Below are 19,384 nucleotides of genomic sequence, written 5' to 3' on the forward strand. Positions count from 1 at the left end.
CCATGAGCATTCCCTCCCTGCAAGCCCTGGGCCAGCAAGCCCAGTCCCTGGCCACCGGCAAGGTCATCCCCATCCTGCCCGCTTCCACAGAAACCGCGGCCGAAGCCGAAGTCGCGCGCGCCCTGCAGATCTGCAACGCCTGCCGCTACTGCGAAGGCTTTTGCGCCGTGTTCCCGGCCATGACGCGCCGGCTGGAGTTCGGCAAGGCCGACGTGCACTACCTGGCCAACCTGTGCCACAACTGCGGCGCCTGCCTGCACGCCTGCCAGTACGCGCCGCCGCACGAGTTCGCCATCAACATCCCCCAGGCCATGGCCGAGGTGCGCGGCCAGACCTATGCCGACTACGCCTGGCCCCCGGCACTGGGCAGGCTCTACCAGCGCAACGGCCTGACGCTGTCGCTGGCCCTGGCGGCCGGGCTGTTCCTGTTCCTCGCGCTGGCCGTGGCCCTGCAGGGCGGCGCGGCGCGCCTGTGGAGCGGCGAGCTGGGCAACAACTTCTACCACCTGTTCCCGCACAACCTGCTGGTGGGCATCTTCGCGCCCGTGTTCGGGTTCGTGGTGTTCGCGCTGGCCATGGGCGTGCGCCGCTTCTGGAAGGACGTGAAACCCGCCACCAGCGGCGTGGACGTGAGCGCGCCCGCGGCCGCCGAGGCCACGCAGGACGTGCTGCGCCTCAAGTACCTGGACGGCGGCCATGGCGACGGCTGCCACAACGAGGACGATGCCTACACCCTGAAGCGCCGGCGCTTCCACCACCTGACCTTCTACGGCTTCCTGCTGTGCTTCGCGGCCACGGCGCTGGGCACGGTCTACCACTACGCCTTCGGCTGGGCCGCGCCCTACGAGCTGCCCAGCCTGCCCAAGCTGCTGGGCGCGCTGGGCGGCATCAGCCTGATGATCGGCACCGCCGGCCTGTGGACGCTGAACCGCAGCCGCCATCCGCTGCATGGCGACGCCCGGCAAAAGCCCATGGACCTGGGCTTCATCGCCCTGCTGTTCCTGGTCGCGGCCAGCGGCATGGCGCTATGGCTGGGCCGTGCGACGCCCGCGCTGGCCCTGCTGCTGTGCCTGCACCTGGGCGCGGTGATCGCGCTGTTCGCCACCCTGCCCTACGGCAAGTTCGCGCACGGCGTATTCCGCACCGCGGCGCTGCTGCGCCACAACACCGAGAAACGCCAGCCCAGCCCGATAGGCCTGGGGGCGGATTGAGTCCTACCGACATTCCACCAAGGAGCACCCCATGAGCACCACCTCCGCCGCCCCGGGCGTCCTGCAGATCCCGTCGATGCGCCCGCACTGCTCCGATGCGGAGTGGCAGGCCCGCATCGACCTCGCGGCCTGCTACCGCCTCGTCGCCCACTACGGCATGGCCGACATGATGGCCAACCACATCTCCTCGCGCGTGCCGGGTGAGGACAACGCCTTCCTCATCAACGCCTACGGCATGATGTACGAGGAGATCACCGCGTCCAGCCTCATCAAGGTGGATCACGACGGCCAGGTGCTCGCCAAGCCGGACTTCGGCGCGCTGAATTACGGCGTCAACCAGGCCGGCTACGTGATCCACAGCGCCGTGCACCACGCCCGGCCCGAGGTGGACTGCGTGATCCACACCCACAGCTGGGCCTCGATGGCGGTGTCGGCGCTCGAATGCGGCCTGCTGCCGCTCACGCAGACGGCCATGCGCTTCCTGAAGATCGGCTACCACGACTACCAGGGCGTGGTGCTGGACACGGCCGAGCAGGCCTCGCTGATCGCCGACCTCGGCCAGGGCGAGGCGCTGATCCTGCGCAACCACGGCGCGCTCACCGTCGGCCGCTCGGTCGGCGAGGCCTTCAACTGGATGCACCGGCTGGAGCTGGCCTGCCGCTCGCAGCTCGCCGCCATGGTCACCGGCAGCCCGCTCGTGGCCGTGCCCGCGCCGGTGCTCGAAGCCACCTGGAACAACTACCAGCCCGGCACGCGCCGGCCCTACGGCCTCATGGAATGGCCGGCCCTGCTGCGCATGCTGGACCGCATCGACCCCGGCTACCGCGACTGATTCCCCCCAAAAAACCAGGAGACAAGACATGACCCACACCGCCTTCCCCGCCGCCGCGCGCCGGCGATTCTGCAGCGCCGCCGCGCTGGCCCTGCTGGCCACGCCACTGCTGGCACCAGCCCAGGAGGCGCGCTGGCCGGCCAGGCCGGTGCGCGTGGTCGTGGCCTTCTCGGCCGGCGGCACCACCGACATCCTGGCGCGCGCCGTGGCGCAGAAGCTCGGCGACAAGCTCGGCCAGTCCTTCGTCATCGACAACAAGCCGGGCGGCGGCGGCAACATCGGCACGGCCGAGGTGGTGCGCGCGGCGCCCGACGGCTACACGCTCATCGTCAACTCCGTGGGGCCGATCGCGATCAACCAGACGCTCTACAAGAACCTGCCCTACGACCCGTTGAAGGACCTGGTGCCCGTGGTGCAGATCGCCGACGTGCCCAACGTGCTGGTCGTCCACCCCTCGGTGCCCGCCAAGACCTTCGACGAGTTCGTCGCCCACCTCAAGCGCAACCCCGGCAAGCTGAGCTATGGCTCGACCGGCGTGGGCACTTCGTCGCACCTGTCGAGCTACATGCTGGGCGAGCGCATCGGCGCGCAGCAGCTGCACGTGCCGTACAAGGGCGCCAACGCGCTCAACGACCTGCTGGCGGGCCGGCTGGAGTTCATGTTCGCCACCATCCCGTCGGTGATCCAGCACGTGCACGCGGGCAAGCTGCGCGCGCTGGCCGTCTCCAGCCCCCAGCCCTCGCGCTCGCTGCCCGGCGTGCCGACCGTGGCGGAGAAAGGCTTCCCCGGCTTCGAGGCCGGCTCCTGGTTCGGCTTCTTCGCGCCCAAGGGCACACCGGCGCAGGTCGTCACGCTGCTGAACCAGTCGGTGAACGAGGCCCTGCCGTCGCTGGAAGAGCAGATGGTGCGCGAGGGCGCCGACCCGGTGGGCGGCACGCCCGAACAGTTCGGCCGGTTCACGCAGCAGGAGCATGTGAAGTGGCGCAAGATCGCCAAGGACTCCGGCGCAACCGTGGAGTAAGGCCGTGCCGCCCACCTCGCACACCGCCGGCGCCCTGCGCATCCTCGTCTCCGAAGCCGCCCGCGCCCAGCTGGGTGAACGCCGCATCCGCGCCTGCGTCGCCCCGTCGCCCACGCTGGTCACGGTGGACGAGGTCGAGCGGCATGGCGCGGAGTTCGACATCGCCCTGGTCTCGCGCGATGTCACCGGAACCTCGACCAAGCACCGCATCCAGCCCGAGACGCAGCGCTTCTACGATGCGCTGCTGGGCAGCCGCGCCCTGCGCTGGCTGCACTTCCATTCGGCCGGGGCGGACCGGCCCGTCTACCTGGAGCTGCTCGCGCGCGGCGTGGTGCTCACCTCGTCCGCCGGCACCAACACCGAGGCCGTGGCGCAGAGCGCCGTCGCCGGGCTGCTGATGCTGGGCCGCCGCTTTCCCGAGCTGCTGGCCGCGCAGCGGCGGCGCGAATGGGCGCCGCTGGTGGACCGCCCGCCGCTGCCGCCCGACCTCCAGGGCCAGACTGCCACCATCGTCGGCTGGGGTGGCATAGGCCAGGCCATCGCCCGCATCCTCGCCGCCGTGGGGCTGCGCATCCAGGCCGTGCGCAGCAGCGATACGCCCCTCGCCGGCGGCCCGCCGTCATGCGCCTACGAGGCCCTCGCCGGCGTGCTGCCGCGCACCGACTGGCTGGTGCTGGCCTGCCCGCTGTCGAGCCGCACGCGCCAGCTCATCGACGGCCGCGCGCTGGCTCTGCTGCCGGCGGGCGCGCACCTCGTCAACGTCTCGCGCGGCGACGTGGTGCACGAGCCGGCCTTGGTCGATGCGCTGGCCGGCGGACGGCTCGCCGGCGCCTACCTCGACGTCTTCGCCCACGAGCCGCTGCCGCCCGACTCGCCGCTGTGGACGCTGCCCCAGGTGATTGCCACGCCGCACAGCGCCGGCTTTGCCGCCGGCAATGCGGCGCGCGTGGTGCAGCTCTTTCTCGACAACCTGGCGCGCTTTGCCGGCAGCGCCCCGCTGCTGAACGTGGTGCGCCGCGAGCCCTGAAAGACTGCGCCAGCCCCATTCTCCTTCCACCACCGGATCTCCATGATGAAAAAACGCACCCTGATCCAGGCGGCCGTGCTGGCCGCCCTGTCGACCGCCCTCGCCCCTGCCGCGCAGGCCCAGGACTTTCCGCCCGGCAAGCCCGTGACCCTGGTCGTGGGCTTTGCCGCCGGCGGCGCCGCCGACGCGGCCGCGCGGCTCATCGCCAAGCAGCTCGGCGAGAACATCGGCCAGAGCGTGATCGTCGAGAACAAGGGCGGCGCGGGCGGCAACATCGCGCACCAGTACGTGGCCAAGGCGCCGGCCGACGGCTCGGTGCTGCTGTTCGGCTCGGTCGGGCCGCTGACCATCGCGCCCCACATCATGAAGCTGGGCTACAACCCCTTCACCGACCTGGCGCCGATCTCGGGCGGCGTGAACTTTCCCAACGTGCTGGTGGTGCACCAGGGCGCGGGTGTGAAGACGCTGGCCGAGTTCGTGGCCAAGGCGAAGAAGGCGCCAAACAGCGTGGACTTCGCCTCCACCGGCGCGGGCTCGGCCTCGCACCTGGCGGGCGAGCTGTTCAACCAGCGCGCGGGCGTGGAGATGGTGCACGTGCCCTACAAGGGCGGCGCGCCGGCCCTGCAGGACCTGCTGGGCGAGCGCGTCACCTCGTACTTCGCCGCGCCGCCCACGGCGCTGCCGCACATCGAGACCGGCAAGCTGATCCCGCTGGCCACCACGGGCCTCGCGCGGCCGGCCTACATGCCGAATATTCCCACCGTGGCCGAGGCCGGCTACCCGGGCTTCGAGGCGCTGAACTGGTATGCCTTCGTCGCCCCCGGCAAGACGCCCGCGCCGCTGCTGGAGCGCTGGAATGCGGAGATCGTCAAGGTGCTGAACGACCCCGGCGTCAAGGAGGCGCTGAACAAGCACGGCCTCACGCCCCAGCCCACCACGCGCGCGGGGTTCGCGGCCTTCATGAAGAAGGAGTACGAGCAATGGGGCAAGGTGGTGAAGGAGCGCAGGATCACCTCGCAGTGAGGCCTCAAACCGTGATCGGCTTCTTCTCCACCGGCGCGGCAAAGCCCACGCACAGGCGGTTCCAGACGTTGATGCAGCCGATGGCGTAGCTCAGCTCCACGATCTCGCGGTCGCTGAAGTGCGGGCGCAGCACGTCGAAATCCTGCTGCTCCGGGTGGGCCTGGCTCAGCCGCGTGCAGCGCTCGGCCCAGTTCAGCGCGGCGCGTTCGCGCATATCGAAGAAGTCCACCTCGCGCCAGGTGACCACGCTGTTGATGCGCTGCAGGTCTTCGCCGCGCGACAGCAGCTCGCGCACGTGCATGTCCACGCAGAAGGCGCAGCCGTTGATCTGCGAGACGCGCAGGTAGACCAGCTCGAGCAGCTGCACGCCCAGGCTGGAGCGCGCGATCTGCGCGTTGAGGCCGGCCTGGGCCTTGTACAGCTCGGGCGCAGTGGCGGCGAAATTCAGGCGCGGAACGGGAATGGCGATGGGGTTGGTGGCGTCGGTCATGCAAAGGCTCCTGCAGGGGTTCGGGTCCGCCGGAATGGCGGCCTCTACCCACAAGACGCGGCAGCGGCCCGGTTTGTGACAGGCATCGGCTGCCTTGGAGCAGTTTTTCAATAAAGATAGCTGCTGGCGCTTGCTCCATGAGCACTTCAGATGCAAATGCATTTGAAACCCTTGATGGAAAAGCGCCAGCAGCTATCAATATCGCACTCTCTGGTGCGATGACCTGGCAGGGTCAGTAGCCCACCGCGCAACCGTCCTTGCGCGGGTCGGAGCCGGCGATGTAGTGCTCGCCGTCGCGCAGCACCAGTTGCGCGCCGCCAAAGGCGAACACGCCGTGGCCGGCCTCGACGGTGACCTCGTGGCCGCGGGCGCGCAGTTGCTCGACCACGGCTGCATCGAAGGCCGGCTCCACGGCCACGCCCTTGCCGCCGGTCACGCGCCAGCGCGGTGCATCGGCCGCGGCCTGCGGGTTCTGGCCGTAGCGCAGCACGCGCAGGGCCATCTGCAGATGGCCCTGGCTTTGCATGGGGCCGCCCATCACGCCGAAGGCCATTTGCGGCGTGCCGTCGGCATTCATGGCAAAGGCCGGAATGATGGTGTGCGAGGGGCGCTTGCGCGGGCCGACCTCGTTGGCATGGCCGGCCTCGGTGGTGAAGCCGCAGCCGCGGTTCTGCAGGCTGATGCCCGTGCCCGGCACGACCACGCCCGAGCCGAAGCCCATGTAGTTGGACTGGATGAACGAGACCATCATGCCGCTGGCATCGGCCGCCGCCAGGTAGACCGTGCCGCCGGGCCGGGGCGCGCCGTAGCTGGGCGCGCTGGCCGTCTCGCGGTTGATGAGCTGGGCGCGCTCGCGCAGGTAGCCGCGGTCCAGCAGCTGCGCGGGGGTGACGCGCATGTGGTCCAGATCGGCGTTGTACTGGTGCAGGTCGGCAAAGGCCAGCTTCATGGCCTCGATCTGCAGGTGCACGCTGTCCACGCCGTCGAGCGGCTGCGATCCAACGCCCAGCTCGTCGAGCATGCCCAGCGCCATCAGCGCGGCAATGCCCTGGCCGTTGGGCGGGATCTCGTGGATCACCGAGTCGCCAAACTTCTGCGACACCGTGCCCACCCAGTCGGCCTGGTGCGCGGCCAGGTCTTCCTCGGTCATCACACCGCCGCAGGCACGCGAATGCGCGGCGATCTTCTTGGCCAGCGCGCCGCGGTAGAAGGACTCGCCCATGGTGGCGGCAATCTCCTCCAGCGTGCGCGCATGGGCTTCGCTCTTGAACACTTCGCCGGCCCGGGGCGCGCGGCCGCCGGGCAGGAAGCACTCGGCAAAGCCGGGCTGGTCGCCGAGCTTCTTGCCGCCCAGCTCCCACAGCGTGGCGATGGTGGGCGAGACGACGAAACCGTGGCGTGCATAGGCTATGGCCGGCTGCGCCACCTGCGCGAAAGGCAGCTTGCCGAAGCGCTGCGACAGTGCCACCCAGGCCGACACGGCGCCGGGCACGGTCACGCCGTTCCAGCCCTTCTCCGGGATACCGCCCAACTGGGCGAAGTACTCGGGCGTCCAGCCCGCGGGCGAGCGGCCCGAGGCATTGAGGCCGTGCAGCTCCTGGCCGTCCCAGACGATGGCGAAGCCGTCGCTGCCGATACCGCAGCCCGTGGGCTCGACCACGGTGAGCGTCATCGCCGCGGCCAGCGCCGCGTCCACGGCGTTGCCGCCGGCCAGCAGCATGCGCAGGCCGGCCTGCGCGGCCAGCGGCTGCGAGGTGCTGACCACGTTACGCCCCAGCACCGGCGAGCGGCGCGAGGCGTAGGGAAGCGTCCAGTCGTTGATCACGTTCGTCATGCTTACTCCAATGTGATGTGGTTGTCCTTGATGACCTTGGCCCAGCGCGCGCTGTCGGCCTGCACCATCGCGGCGAACTGCGCCGGCGTCTGCGCCTTCGCGGGCTCCACGCCCTGCTTGGCGAGGCTGGCGGCCACTTCCGGATTCTGTATCGCCTGGTTGAAGGCGTGGTTGATCCGGCTGACCAGCTCGGGCTTCATGCCGGCCGGGCCGTAGACGCCGAACCAGGTGACCGACGAGTAGCCCGGCAGGCCCGATTCGGCCAGCGTGGGCAGGCTGGGCGCGAGCGCGCTGCGCTGCTCGCCGGTGACGGCCAGCGCGCGCAGCCGGCCGCTGGCCACATGCGGCATGCCGGTCGGGATCGAGTCGAACAGCAGGTGCACCTGGCCCGCGGCCAGGTCGGTGATGGACTGCGCCGTGCCCTTGTACGGCACATGGGTGAGCTGCACGCCAGCCTGCGCGGCGAAGGCGGCGCTGTTCAGGTGCACGATGGTGCCGTTGCCGCTGGTGGCGTAGTTGAGCTTGCCGGGGTTGGCCTTGGCGTAGGCGATCAGCTCGGCCACGCTCTTGACCGGCAGCGACGGCGTGACCAGCAGCACACTGGCCGCATCGGCCGTGTGGGCGATGGGGGTGAAATCCTTGTCCGCCTTGTAGGCCAGCCGGGGCATCAGGTGCGGCGAGATGGCGTGCGTGCTGCTGGTGGTGAACAGCAGCGTGTAGCCGTCGGGCGCGGCCTTGGCGGCTTCGCCCGCGCCGATGGTGCCGCCGGCGCCGGGCTTGTTGTCGATGACGAGCTGCTGGCCCAGCTCCTGCGACACGCGCTGGGCGATCACCCGCGCCACCAGGTCGGTCGCGCCGCTGGCCGGGAAGGGCACGATCACCCGCACCGGGCCCTTGGGCCAGGCCGCGGCGTCCTGCGCCGAGGCGCCCGGGGCAAAGGCTGCCAGCGCAACCAGCGGCAGGAGCAGGGAAATGCGGCGTCGAAGCGGCAGCAGTGCTGGCATGTCGGTGCGTCCTCAAGAAGGGGAAACGCACATCTTAGGCAGCATGGCCCCGGGGCACTACCAGCAAATTGGCAAACCACGTTTGCCGATACGGCAATAATCCTCCATCAAGCAACGATTTTGAGCAACGCTATGGCCGCCGTCCACCTGCAAGACACCGCACTGCGCTACTTCCACGAGGTGGCGCAGTGCGGCTCGGTGAGCCTGGCGTCGCAGCGGCTGCACGTGGCGGCCTCGGCGGTGAGCCGGCAGATCGCCGGGCTGGAGGCGCAACTCGGCACGCCGCTGTTCGAGCGCCATGCGCGCGGCATGGTGCCGACGCCGGCCGGCGAGATCCTGGCCGAGCATGCGCGCCGCATGGGCCTGGACGCCGAGCGCGCGCTCGAGGCCATCCACGCACTGCAGGGCCTGCGCCGCGGCAGCGTGCGCATCGCCACCTCCGACGCCTTCGCCAACGAGCTGGTCCCGCAGCTGTGCGCCGAGTTCCGGCGCAGCAACCAGGGCGTGCGCTTCGACGTGCTGGTCTGCGGCACGGGCCAGGTGTCGCAGAAGGTGCTGTCCGGCGAGGCCGACCTGGGCCTGCGCTTCAGCCTCGCGCCCGAGAAGGACATCCGCGTCGCCTACCGCCAGTCGGCGCCGGTGCTGGCCGTGCTGCCGCCCACGCACCCGCTGGCACGCCAGCGCCTGGTGTCGCTGGCCGAGCTCACGCGCTGCCCGCTGGCGCTGCCGCCGCCCGAGACCACGGTGCGCCAGATGATCGACATGGCCTGCAGCCGGCAGGAGCTGGCGCTGGAGCCCATCCTGGTCAGCAACCTGGCCAAGACGATGCTGCACTTCGTGATGCATGAGGGCGGGGTCAGCGTCTCCAGCGAGGTCGGCGTGCGCCACCTGGTGGCCACCGGCGCGCTGGCGGCGCGGCCGCTGTCCGACGCCGGCATGGACCTGCGCGACATCGAGGTCCAGACCCTGGCCGGCCGCACGCTGCCACATGCGGCCGAGGCCTTTCTGGCGCTGCTGTGCCAGCGCCTGCAGACGCCCTGGTGACCCAGCGCGCCAGGCCCGCTTCCTATAATCGCCGCCCCATCCCCTACCCGTTCACGACAAGCAAGGAGCCCCTGTATGCGCCCGACCTCCACCGCCCTGGCCGCCTTCGCGCTGGCCGCCGCCGCCAGCGCCAGCTGGGGCTTCGACGCCAAGGACTCGCGCCCGGCCGCGCAGGCCAGTTTCAAGGAATGGCTGGAAGTGCTGGCCCTGCCCAACGATGCGACCGAGGCGGCCGACATCCAGAAGAACGCCGCGTGGTTCGCCAAGGCCTTCGAGCGCCGCGGCTTCAGCGTGCGCCAGCTCGCCAATGGCGACAAGCCCATGGTGCTGGCCACCTGGGACGCCGCGCCCGCCAGCGGCAAGACCCTGCTGCTCTATGCCCACATGGACGGCCAGGCCGTCAAGCCCGCCGAGTGGGCGCAGAAAAGCCCGTGGCAGCCGGTGCTCAAGCAAAAGAGCGGTGACAACCAGTGGAGCGAGATCGCGCTCGACCAGTTGCAGTCCAAGGACGTGAACCCCGACTGGCGCGTGTTCGCGCGCTCCTCGTCCGACGACAAGGCGCCCATCGTCATGCTGCTCGCCGCCCTCGATGCGCTGCGCGCCAAGGGCGTGGCGCCCAGCGCCAACCTCAAGGTCATCCTCGACTCGGAAGAGGAAAAGGGCTCGCCCACGCTGGGTAAGGTGATCGATGAAAACCTGGCCGCGCTGAAGGCCGACGCGCTGCTGGTGCTGGACGGCCCCATGCACGCCAGCAACCAGCCCACGCTGGTGTTCGGCAACCGCGGCATCGCCCAGGCCACCGTCACCGTCTACGGCGCGCGCAGCGACCTGCACAGCGGCCACTACGGCAACTACGCCGCCAACCCTGCGCAGTCGCTGGCCCGGCTGCTGGCCAGCATGAAGGGCGAGGACGGCCGCGTGACCATTGCCGGCTACTACGACGGCATCCGCTTTGACGAACAGGCCCGCGCCGTGATGCAGGCCGTGCCCGACGACGAGGCCGCGCTCACGAAGCGCCTGGGCATCGCCGCCGCCGAGAAGGTCGGCGCCAACTACCAGGAGGCCATGCAGTACCCGTCGCTGAACGTGCGCGGCCTGCAGAGCGCCGAGGTGGGCGCCAAGGCCCGCACCGTGGTGCCCGCCGTGGCCGTGGCCGAACTCGACCTGCGCACCGTGCCCGAGACCCCGCCCGAGCGCCTGGAGCAGCTGCTGCGCACCCACATCGAAAAGCAGGGCTACCACCTGGTGGCCGGCGAGCCCACCGAGCAGGACCGCGCGCAGTACCCCAAGCTGGCGTCGCTGAAGATGGGCGGCGTGTCGGCCTCCAGCATGGCCGTGCGCACCGACCTGAACGCCCCGGTGGGCGAATGGCTGCGCCGCGGCATGCGCAAGGCCTGGGGAAGCGACCCGGTGCAGATCCGCATGATGGGCGGCACCGTGCCCACCGGCGCGGCCGTGTCGGCGCTGAAGATCCCCTTCGTCATCGTGCCGCTGGTGAACGCCGACAACAACCAGCACAGCAACAACGAGAATATGCGCATCGGCAACTACTTCGACGGCGTACACAGCCTGACGAACATCCTGACCGAGCGGTTCTGAGCCGCCCCGCGGCCCCGACACCTGGCACCAGCGGGCGCGACGCCGGCTGGTCAGGCGGGGCAGGCCTGGAATTCGACCATGACTTTCAGCGCGACCGCCGGGTCCTCGGCGACGGCGAATGCCTGAGCGAAGTCATCGAACGGAAAGCGATGGCTGATGAGGGCGCCGAGATCCGCCCCGCGCTGCGCCAGCAACTCCAGGGCTTCGGGAAACTCATCCGGATACCCGATGGCCCCCGTGATGTTGACCTCCTTGGCCAGCACCATCCGGAAATCGACCGCCACGGGCTGCTTGTGCACGGCCACCACCACCAGGCGCGCACCGCGACGGCACATGCCCAGCACGTCCGGAATGACGGACGGTGCGCCGGAAGCATCGATGTAGACATCCGTCTCTACCACCGGCCAACCAAACATTTCGCCGCCGCCATGCCGCTCGGCCAGCAGGGAAGAGACGGAAGCTTCGGCAGGGTTGATCGCCGCATCGGCCCCCAGCCTGCGTGCCAAGGCGAGACGGAGCGCCGACGGATCCACCACCACCACATCCGCGATGCCGCGATGGCGCAGCGCGGCCACGATGCCCAGCCCGATCGGGCCGGCACCGAATACGACGACGCGCTCATCGGGCTTGACCTGGGCACGGTTCACGGCATGCATGGCGACCGCCAGTGGTTCCGTGAGCGCGGCAACCCCGAGCGGCAGGTCGTCCGGAATGGCGTGGACACCGTCCCCGAGGCGCGCATTGCGCACGAGCAGCCAAGGCGCAAAACCGCCTTCCGGGCCACCGTTGCCGATGAGATTGCCGGCAGCCATGGGGTTCACCACGACCGGCATGCCAGGCGTCAATCCCCGGACATTCGCGCCCACCGCCTCCACGTAGCCTGACAGCTCATGCCCCAGCGGCATGGGCGCGCCCGAAGGGCCCGCAACCCCGCCCAGCTTGACGTAGCCGAGATCGCTGCCGCAAATGCCGCACGCGGCAACGCGGATCAATGCGTCGTCCCTCCCCGGCATGGGCATTGCCACGTCGTCCACCCGGAACTGACCGGGTGCATGAATCCGAACCTGTCTCATCGCTGTCCTCCAAAAACCATCTTCTTGCCTTCATAAATTTAAGGAATTCAACTTAACAATAAAAAGTAATTCACAAAAAATCACTAGGGAATTCCATGAGAAATTGGCAATAGACAAAAGGCATCAAAAATAAAATAATGAACTCACCTTATTTAACAAGATGCACAAGCCATCGATACAGATCGCCATGCAGCAACCACACCCCATCAAAAACCACGCCCGCCATGACTACCAAAACTGCCGTGTACTGGTGACAGGCGGCACCAGTGGCATCGGCGCCGGCATAGCCGCCGCCTACCGCAACGCCGGCGCTCACGTGACGATCACGGGAACCCGCCCGGAGCTGGCCGCCTATGAAGGCGACTTCGAGGGTTACCAGTACCGCCAGCTCGACATCGAGGATGCGCGGAGCATCGACGCGGTGGCCGCCTCCCTCCCGGGCCTCGACATCCTCATCAACAACGCCGGCTTCGCACTGCCAAGCCTGGGGCTCGACGAGTACGAGCCGGACGTCTTCGGGCGTGCCGTGCAGATGCACCTCGTCGGCGGATACCGCATGGCCCATCGCTGCGCCGATCAATTGCTGGCAAGCACCCTGGCCGGGGGCGCCTCGATCGTGCACATCGCGTCGATGAGCTCCTATTTCGGCATTGACGTCGTACCGGGCTATGGCGCGGCCAAGACCGGGGTCGTCGGCCTGACACGCGCCCTGGCCGTGCACTGGGGCGGCCGCATCCGCGTCAATGCGGTCGCCGCCGGGCTGACCGCCAGCCGCATGACGGCCGCCACCATCGCGAACCCCGAGTGGTCCCAGCCCACGCTCGCGCGAACGCCCGCAGGAAGGCTGGGCATGCCGCAAGACATTGCCGGCCCCGTGCTGTTCCTCACCAGCGCCGACGCCAGCTGGATCACCGGCCAGACGCTGCCGGTGGACGGTGGCTTCACGGTGGCCGGCTGACCCTCATGAACCTTCGCGCCAAGCCCCAGCCCCGGAGTACCCGCATGCAGCCTGAAACCATTCATATCGACGACCTCGCAGCGCCTCGGCTGACGCCGCTGCAGCAGCAAGCCATCGCCGCGGCCGAGCCCGTGACCATGAGCGAAGAAGCCGTGCTGGCTGCCGCACGCCAAGCCACGGGACTGAGCGACTTCGGCGCCGACGACTTCCGCGAGCGCCTGCGCATCTGGCTGCAGAGCTTCGACGAAGACGAAGGCCTGGGCCCCCTTGGACGTGCCAGCCTGTTCGCCGATACCGTGCGCCATGCCAGCGCACGCCTGCGCCTCGAAGACCTCCTCCAGCGCCATCCGGAAATCCGGGAGCAGCGGATCGACAGGCCGCTCATCATCGCGGGCCTGCCACGCTCTGGAACCACGAACCTGGTCAACATGCTGGCGGCCGATCCACGCCTTCGCTCCATGCCGCTGTGGGAAACCATGGAGCCCATCCCAGCCGCGCTGGACACCCCGGCCCCCGGGGCGCCCGATCCCCGCGTGGTCCGCACAAGCCAGATGTGGGGCGCCTTCGAAGCGCTGCTGCCGCTCATGCCCGCCATGCACGAGATGGCGCCGGACCATGTCCATGAAGACATCGAACTCCAGGGCGCGGACTTCTCGTCCTATCTTCCGGAATGGACCTCGCGGCCCCACCGCTGGCGCGACTACTACTATGCGCACGACCAGACGCCCCACTATGCCTACGGACGGCGCATGCTGCAGGCGCTCACCTGGTTGAAGGGCCCGGATCGCTGGGTGCTGAAATCACCGCCCCACATGGAAAACCTGCGGCCGCTGAGGGCGACCTACCCGGACGCCACGGTGGTATTCACCCACAGGGACCCGGTCGCCGTACTCCAGTCCGCCATCACCATGATTGCGTACGGCGACAGAATCCGGCGCCACTCGATCGACCTGCGCGCGCTCGCCAGCTACTGGATAGACCGCGTGGAGCATCTGCTGCAGGCCTGTGTCCGTGACCGCGACGTGTGGCCCGCAGCACAGTCGATGGATGTCCGCTTCGACGAGTACATGGCCGACCCGCAGGGAGTGTTGGCGCGGGTGTATGCCATGGCCGGCCTGCCGCTGACCGGCGAGACGCAGGCCCGCCTGAATGCCTACATGGACGCCAACCCGCGCGGCAAGCATGGCCGCGTGGCGTACGACCTGCATCGGGACTTTGGTGTCGACATCGCCGCCGTGCGCGAACGCTTCGGCTTTTATTACCAGCGCTTCTCGGTCAGGCTGGAGCGCGTCGCAGGAGAAGCATGATGGCAGGACAGGCCAAGGAACGCTTGCTGGCCGGGCAGGCATGGGATGACTTTTGCGAGACGATCCGGCGTGCCGGCCACATGGTCGACACCTTCGGCGCCGAGGCCAACGAGCTGGACCGCACGGAGTGGTATCGCTTCCTGACACGCCTGATGCGCAACGGCTTCGAACGCTTCGTGGAAAACTGCGAACCGCAGCGGCCCCGGCTGCGCGATGCCTGCTGGCGGCAGAGCATCAACTTCCAGTCGCCCGACCAGGACCATCTGCTGGCGGAATTCGTCGATGGCAGCCACAGCTACCGCATCCGCGGCAATCGCGGCACGCTGCCCTACTTCGTCATGGCGTCCTGGAGCGCCCGGCAGCCCCAGGACATCGGAGCACGCGACTGGGCACCGCGCGGCGTGGCGGGGCTGGCCGAATTCGACCCAGCCATGCTCACCACGACCGGCTTTCTGCCCAGCGATGCGATCGACTTCGATGCCGAAGGCAATTTCGAAGTGATCCTGAGCCAGGAGCAGCCTGCCGGCGGCGCGAACTGGCTGCGCATCACGCCGGACTGCGTGGGCATTCTGGTGCGCACGGTCTACCACCGGCGCGAGCAGACCGTGGCGCCACGCATGCATATCGAGCGGCTGGACGGCGCCACACCCCGCCCGCTCCTGGCCTCGGAAATGAGCGACGGCCTCGCCAAGGCAGGGCAGGCCGTGCTGGGCTATGCGGAGCTGGTGCGCAGCTGGTGGCAGGACAACCTGTCCCGGCATCCCAACCGCATCCGCTTCAGCCGCGCGGTGTACCTGAGCAATGGCGGCGTACCAGACAGGCACCATGGCTTCGGGACCTGGGAAAAGGCCGCTGGCGACGCCCTCATCATCCAGTTCACGCCGCCGGCGTGCGACTACTGGATCTTCCAGCTGTGCAATATCTGGCAGGAGAACCTGGACTGCTATGAGGACGGCCAGGGTTACGTCAACAAGTTCCGCGCCCGCTACGAGCCGGATGGCTCGGTGCGCATTGTCGTCGCGGACGAAGACCCCGGCATCGGCGGCAACTGGATCTCATCCTTCCAGCATGTGCATGGCGGCATGAGCCTGCGGCTCATCAAAACGGCGGGCGAGCCGCCATCCGTCACCCTGCATCGCGTTGCTGCGGCCACCCTCCAGCGCCTTGGGTTCGCCTGCCTGGATGCGGACAGCGCCATCATCAGCGGCGAGGTGACAGACTGAGCGCAGGCCACCACGGATGCGGTGAAAATGGCGCATGGACACGATGCCCTCCCCTGCCGGAACCGCAGCCCATCCCGCGCGCGCCAGATGACCTCAACACCCCCACGAAACACCGACCGCCTCGCGCTGCGCAGCGTTGCCACGCGCGCGAAGATCGTCGCCATCGCTGAGCGGCTCTTTGCGGAGCACGGCATCGATGGCGTTTCGCTCAACGATATCAATCTCGCCGCGGGCCAGCGCAACAAGAATGCCACGCACTACCATTTCGGCAACAAGGATGGCTTGCTGCAGGCCATCCTCGACAAGCACGAGCCCGGCATCGCTGCGCGGCGCAACGAAATCCTGGATGCATTGGAGACGCGAGGAACCGCCACGCTGCGCGAGGTGATCCAGGCGCTGGCGATGCCGATGACCGAGAAGATCGAGGATCCGGACGGCGGCAAGGATTTCATCCGCGTCGATGCGCAGCTGCTGGCGATGCACACGCTGTCGCTGCAGAATCTGCGCGCAACCACCCTGGAGTTCAGGCAGGTCGGCCGCCTGCGGCGCTTCCTGCTCGGTGCCATCCCCCACCTGCCCGAGCCGGTGGCCGAACAGCGCCTGATGCTCGCTGCCGTGCTGCTGCTGCACGGCCTCGCAGACCATTGCCGGATGCTGCAGGAGGCCAGAAAAACCAGCCCGCTGCTCCATTCGACGCTTTTCGTGCGGAACCTGGAAGACTGCCTGGTCGGGCTGCTCTCTGCCCCGCCCTCACCGGAAACCACGGCGGCACTCGCCGGCTTCGGCGCATCGACCCAGCCCGGCGACGCGCCCTAGCCACAGGCATGCGGGCGCGCCACCCCCAAGCCGTTACTGCTCCTGCTGCGCTTCCTTGAAAGCCTTGGCCTTGCCAAAGTGGCCGCAGCCGATGAAGGGCACCGGCGGGCGCAGCGCCGACAGCGGCGAGGGGTGGTTGGAGGTCAGCACCAGGTGGCCGCGGTCCTGCGGGATGAAGGCCCGCTTGGACTGGGCGTGCGAGCCCCAGAGCATGAAGACCACCGGGCGCGGCCCCTGGGCGATGTGGGCGATGACGGCGTCGGTCAGTTGCTCCCAGCCCTTGCCGGAGTGGCTGGCGGCCTGGCCCTCTTCCACCGTCAGGCAGGTGTTGAGCAGCAGCACGCCATGCGTGGCCCACTTGACCAGGCTGCCGCCGGGATTCGGAAACGCCGGCCACGGCACGCCCAGGTCGCGCTGCATCTCCTTGAAGATGTTCTGCAGCGAAGGCGGCAGGCGCACGCCGGGCGCCACCGAGAACGACAGCCCCTCGGCCTGGCCGCGGCCGTGGTACGGGTCCTGCCCCAGGATGACCACGCGCGTGTCTTCCGGCGGCGTGAGCCGGAGCGCGCGCAGCGGCTCGGGCGGGAAGATCACCGCGCCCTGCGCCAGGCGCTCCAGCAGGAACTGCTCCAGCGCCTGGCCCCTGGGGCTGGCAAAGAAGGCATCGACGACGGGCTGCCAGCCCGGCGCCACGCGGTGGTCCTGCAGCGCTGCGGCATCGAGCTGGTCGGCGGGGTGTTGGAGTGCGTCAGACATGGGGCTGCATCATACCGGCGGCCTGCTGCACCGCGCCCGCGGCCACCGGTATGGCCGGCAGCACGATGCGCACCGCCAGGCCCGGCGCCGCGGGCTCGAACAGCAGTTGCCCGCCGTGCAGCCGCACCACCGCGAGCACGCTGGCCAGGCCCAGCCCATAGCCCTGCCGCGAGCGCTCGGCCCGGTAGAAGCGCGTGGCCAGCTGCGGCAGGTCCTCGGCGGCCACGCCAGGGCCGTGGTCGCGCAGCAGCAGCTGCACGCTGCCCGGCGGCATGCCCTCGGGCAGCGCCTGCTCGGGCAGCAGGCTGGCCTGCAGCTCGAGCTGCAGCCGGCCATCGGTGCCCGCACCGTACTTGATGGCGTTCTCGAGCACGTTGGCCAGCGCGCTGGCCAGCAGGTTGGCGTCGCCCCAGGCCGTGGGCTCGCCCTGCACTTGCAGCACGATGCTGCCATCCTGCTCCTGCACCAAGGGCTCGTACAGTTCGCACAGGTCTTCGAGCAGGGTGCGCAGCACCACCGGCCCGAAGGCCTCGCGCGCGGCGCCGCTCTCGACCTCGGCGATGCCGAGCAGCTTGTCGAACACCACGCCCAGCTCGGCCACCTCGTGGGTCACGGCGGCCAGCGTGGCGGCATGCGCCTCGGGCGGCTGGTGCTCGGCGGCGCGCAGCTGCAGCAGGATGCGCGTGAGCGGCGTGCGCAGGTTGTGCGCGATGGTGTTGGAGACGTGGCGGATGCCGTCCATCAGGTGCTCCAGCCGGTCGAGCATGCCGTTGATGTCGCGGTTGAGCAGCGTGAACTCGTCGTGGTGGCCGGGCTGCACGGGGATGCGCTGGCGCAGGTCGCCCGCCGCCACCAGCGCCATGGTGTTGCGGATGTCGCCGGCGCGCAGCTCCACGGCGCGGCGGAAGGTGAGCGCGCCGCCCAGCGCCATCAGCAGCGCCACCGCGATCACGATGGTGCTGGCGCGGCTGAACAGCGCCTCCACGTCGCGCTGGGCCTGCATGTCGCTGCCGGCCGCCAGCAGGTGGCCGTCGGGCAGCCGGGCCACGGCCACGCGTCCTTCCACCAACTTGCCGCGGCGCACCACCATGATGTCGCGCACGCCCATGCCGCTGAGCACCCGCGCCGGCTGGGGCCGGGCGTTGCCGACGATGGGGGTGCCGTCGGCATCCATCAGGATCAGGATCTCGGTGTCGCTGTCCACGCCGTCGCGCAGCACGAACTCAATCTCCTCGCGCAGCCCGTCCACGCCATGCTTGTATGAGTACTCCTGCAGCCGCTTGAGCTGCAGCGAGGCCTGCTGGTCCAGCCGCGTCAGCAGCACGCCGACGATCTGCATGTAGAACACGGCCAGCACGATGGCCACGGTGAGCACCAGCAGCACGCCGTAGTTCAGCGCCAGCCGGAAGGCCAGCGAGCTCCAGGGCCGAGGCAGCGGGCGCTTCACTCGCCCTCCCCGAGCTGCTGCGGCTGGGCGCACAGGCTGTAGCCCACGCCGCGCACCGTGTGGATCAGCGGCAGCGCATGGCCCTTGTCCACCTTGCTGCGCAGGCGGCTGATGTGCACGTCGATCACATTGGTCTGCGGGTCGAAGTGGTAGTCCCACACCGATTCGAGCAGCATGGTGCGGGTCACGATCTGGCCGGCGTGCTGCATCAGGAAGGCCAGCAGCCGGAACTCGCGCGGCTGCAGCAGCAGCGGCTGCCCGCCGCGCTCGGCCGAGCGCGACAGCAGGTCGAGGCGCAGGTCCTCGACCCACATTTCGGGCGACGGCGGCGGCTGCTGGCTGCGGCGCAGCAGTGCGTCGAGCCGCGCCGACAGCTCCGAGAACTCGAAGGGCTTGGAGAGGTAGTCGTCCGCGCCGGCCTTGAGCCCGCGCACCCGCTCGTCCGTGGCCGACAGCGCGCTCAGCACCAGCACCGGCGTCTGCCGCCCCGCGGCGCGCAGCGCCTGCAGGATGCTCACGCCGTCGAAGCCGTCGGGCAGCATGCGGTCGAGCACGATCGCGTCCCAGGGCTGGGCCAGCGCGAGCTGCTGGCCTTCGCCGCCCTCATGGCAGACCGTCACGGCCGCGCCCTGCCGGCGCAGGCCTTCGGCCATGAAGCGGGCGTTCAACGCGTCGTCTTCGATGATGAGGTAGCGGTGGGGCATGGTGCGGATGGTAGC

The 19,384-nt window shown here is 69.3% G+C and carries 18 protein-coding genes; 11 read left to right on the plus strand and 7 right to left on the minus strand.

Annotation, left to right across the window (positions count from 1 at the left end; all coding sequences use genetic code 11):
- Positions 1-2 precede the first annotated feature (2 nt).
- From tcuB to ACYVKR_RS01090, 5 genes are read left to right on the plus strand one after another with little or no spacing between them, the layout of a single operon-like run.
- Positions 3-1,211, plus strand: a complete 1,209-nt coding sequence (gene tcuB, locus ACYVKR_RS01070) for a tricarballylate/citrate utilization 4Fe-4S protein (protein ID WP_460478856.1) — start codon at positions 3-5, stop codon at positions 1,209-1,211.
- A 31-nt stretch (positions 1,212-1,242) separates the two neighbouring features.
- Positions 1,243-2,043, plus strand: a complete 801-nt coding sequence (locus tag ACYVKR_RS01075) for a class II aldolase/adducin family protein (protein ID WP_460478857.1) — start codon at positions 1,243-1,245, stop codon at positions 2,041-2,043.
- Positions 2,044-2,071: 28 nt separating this feature from the next.
- Positions 2,072-3,064 carry a Bug family tripartite tricarboxylate transporter substrate binding protein gene (locus ACYVKR_RS01080; protein WP_460478858.1) on the plus strand — a complete coding sequence of 331 codons (993 nt, stop codon included), beginning with the start codon at positions 2,072-2,074 and terminating at the stop codon, positions 3,062-3,064.
- Positions 3,065-3,068: 4 nt separating this feature from the next.
- Positions 3,069-4,091, plus strand: a complete 1,023-nt coding sequence (locus ACYVKR_RS01085; protein ID WP_460478859.1) for a D-2-hydroxyacid dehydrogenase — start codon at positions 3,069-3,071, stop codon at positions 4,089-4,091.
- A gap of 45 nt (positions 4,092-4,136) precedes the next feature.
- Positions 4,137-5,114, plus strand: a complete 978-nt coding sequence (locus ACYVKR_RS01090; protein WP_460478860.1) for a Bug family tripartite tricarboxylate transporter substrate binding protein — start codon at positions 4,137-4,139, stop codon at positions 5,112-5,114.
- A gap of 4 nt (positions 5,115-5,118) precedes the next feature.
- On the opposite strand, the gene ACYVKR_RS01095 is transcribed toward ACYVKR_RS01090, so the two are convergent.
- The 3 genes from ACYVKR_RS01095 to ACYVKR_RS01105 all read right to left on the minus strand — a co-directional run bounded on the left by ACYVKR_RS01095 (position 5,119) and on the right by ACYVKR_RS01105 (position 8,442).
- Positions 5,119-5,604, minus strand: a complete 486-nt coding sequence (locus ACYVKR_RS01095) for a carboxymuconolactone decarboxylase family protein (RefSeq protein ID WP_460478861.1) — start codon at positions 5,602-5,604, stop codon at positions 5,119-5,121.
- A 232-nt stretch (positions 5,605-5,836) separates the two neighbouring features.
- Entirely contained in the window at positions 5,837-7,438 is a 1,602-nt protein-coding gene (locus tag ACYVKR_RS01100) for a gamma-glutamyltransferase family protein (RefSeq protein ID WP_460478862.1), read from the minus strand.
- Between the two features lie 2 nt (positions 7,439-7,440).
- Positions 7,441-8,442: a Bug family tripartite tricarboxylate transporter substrate binding protein gene (locus ACYVKR_RS01105; protein WP_460478863.1), complete on the minus strand. Its 1,002-nt coding sequence runs from the start codon at positions 8,440-8,442 to the stop codon at positions 7,441-7,443.
- A 132-nt stretch (positions 8,443-8,574) separates the two neighbouring features.
- Between ACYVKR_RS01105 and ACYVKR_RS01110 the strand changes: the two genes are divergently transcribed.
- Both ACYVKR_RS01110 and ACYVKR_RS01115 read left to right on the plus strand, forming a co-directional pair.
- The gene (locus ACYVKR_RS01110; RefSeq protein ID WP_460478864.1) at positions 8,575-9,486 is read left to right on the plus strand and encodes a LysR family transcriptional regulator; all 912 of its coding nucleotides are present in this window, start codon (positions 8,575-8,577) and stop codon (positions 9,484-9,486) included.
- Positions 9,487-9,561: 75 nt separating this feature from the next.
- Positions 9,562-11,085: a zinc-binding metallopeptidase family protein gene (locus tag ACYVKR_RS01115; RefSeq protein WP_460478865.1), complete on the plus strand. Its 1,524-nt coding sequence runs from the start codon at positions 9,562-9,564 to the stop codon at positions 11,083-11,085.
- Positions 11,086-11,135: 50 nt separating this feature from the next.
- On the opposite strand, the gene ACYVKR_RS01120 is transcribed toward ACYVKR_RS01115, so the two are convergent.
- Positions 11,136-12,158: a zinc-dependent alcohol dehydrogenase gene (locus ACYVKR_RS01120; protein ID WP_460478866.1), complete on the minus strand. Its 1,023-nt coding sequence runs from the start codon at positions 12,156-12,158 to the stop codon at positions 11,136-11,138.
- Between the two features lie 187 nt (positions 12,159-12,345).
- Here ACYVKR_RS01120 and ACYVKR_RS01125 point away from each other — a divergent pair, with 187 nt between their 5' ends.
- The 4 genes from ACYVKR_RS01125 to ACYVKR_RS01140 all read left to right on the plus strand — a co-directional run bounded on the left by ACYVKR_RS01125 (position 12,346) and on the right by ACYVKR_RS01140 (position 16,462).
- Positions 12,346-13,116 (plus strand): SDR family NAD(P)-dependent oxidoreductase, encoded by a 771-nt coding sequence (locus ACYVKR_RS01125; protein ID WP_460478867.1) that lies wholly within the window; start codon positions 12,346-12,348, stop codon positions 13,114-13,116.
- A gap of 44 nt (positions 13,117-13,160) precedes the next feature.
- Positions 13,161-14,423: a sulfotransferase family protein gene (locus ACYVKR_RS01130; protein WP_460478868.1), complete on the plus strand. Its 1,263-nt coding sequence runs from the start codon at positions 13,161-13,163 to the stop codon at positions 14,421-14,423.
- Positions 14,423-15,646 carry a hypothetical protein gene (locus ACYVKR_RS01135; protein ID WP_460478869.1) on the plus strand — a complete coding sequence of 408 codons (1,224 nt, stop codon included), beginning with the start codon at positions 14,423-14,425 and terminating at the stop codon, positions 15,644-15,646. The genes ACYVKR_RS01130 and ACYVKR_RS01135 overlap by 1 nt, the downstream gene beginning before the upstream one ends.
- Positions 15,647-15,733: 87 nt before the next feature.
- Positions 15,734-16,462, plus strand: a complete 729-nt coding sequence (locus ACYVKR_RS01140) for a TetR/AcrR family transcriptional regulator (protein ID WP_460478870.1) — start codon at positions 15,734-15,736, stop codon at positions 16,460-16,462.
- 33 nt (positions 16,463-16,495) lie between these two features.
- Here the strand turns inward: ACYVKR_RS01140 and ACYVKR_RS01145 are convergent, their stop codons facing one another.
- Genes ACYVKR_RS01145 through ACYVKR_RS01155 form a run of 3 tightly spaced genes read right to left on the minus strand, consistent with a single transcriptional unit; the run spans position 16,496 to position 19,369 of the window.
- Positions 16,496-17,218 (minus strand): uracil-DNA glycosylase, encoded by a 723-nt coding sequence (locus ACYVKR_RS01145; protein WP_460478871.1) that lies wholly within the window; start codon positions 17,216-17,218, stop codon positions 16,496-16,498.
- Positions 17,211-18,665, minus strand: a complete 1,455-nt coding sequence (locus ACYVKR_RS01150) for a sensor histidine kinase (protein WP_460478872.1) — start codon at positions 18,663-18,665, stop codon at positions 17,211-17,213. The genes ACYVKR_RS01145 and ACYVKR_RS01150 overlap by 8 nt, the downstream gene beginning before the upstream one ends.
- Positions 18,662-19,369, minus strand: a complete 708-nt coding sequence (locus ACYVKR_RS01155) for a response regulator transcription factor (RefSeq protein ID WP_460478873.1) — start codon at positions 19,367-19,369, stop codon at positions 18,662-18,664. The genes ACYVKR_RS01150 and ACYVKR_RS01155 overlap by 4 nt, the downstream gene beginning before the upstream one ends.
- Between the last annotated feature and the right edge of the window lie 15 nt (positions 19,370-19,384).

It is taken from the genome of Comamonas humi (genome assembly GCF_054782535.1).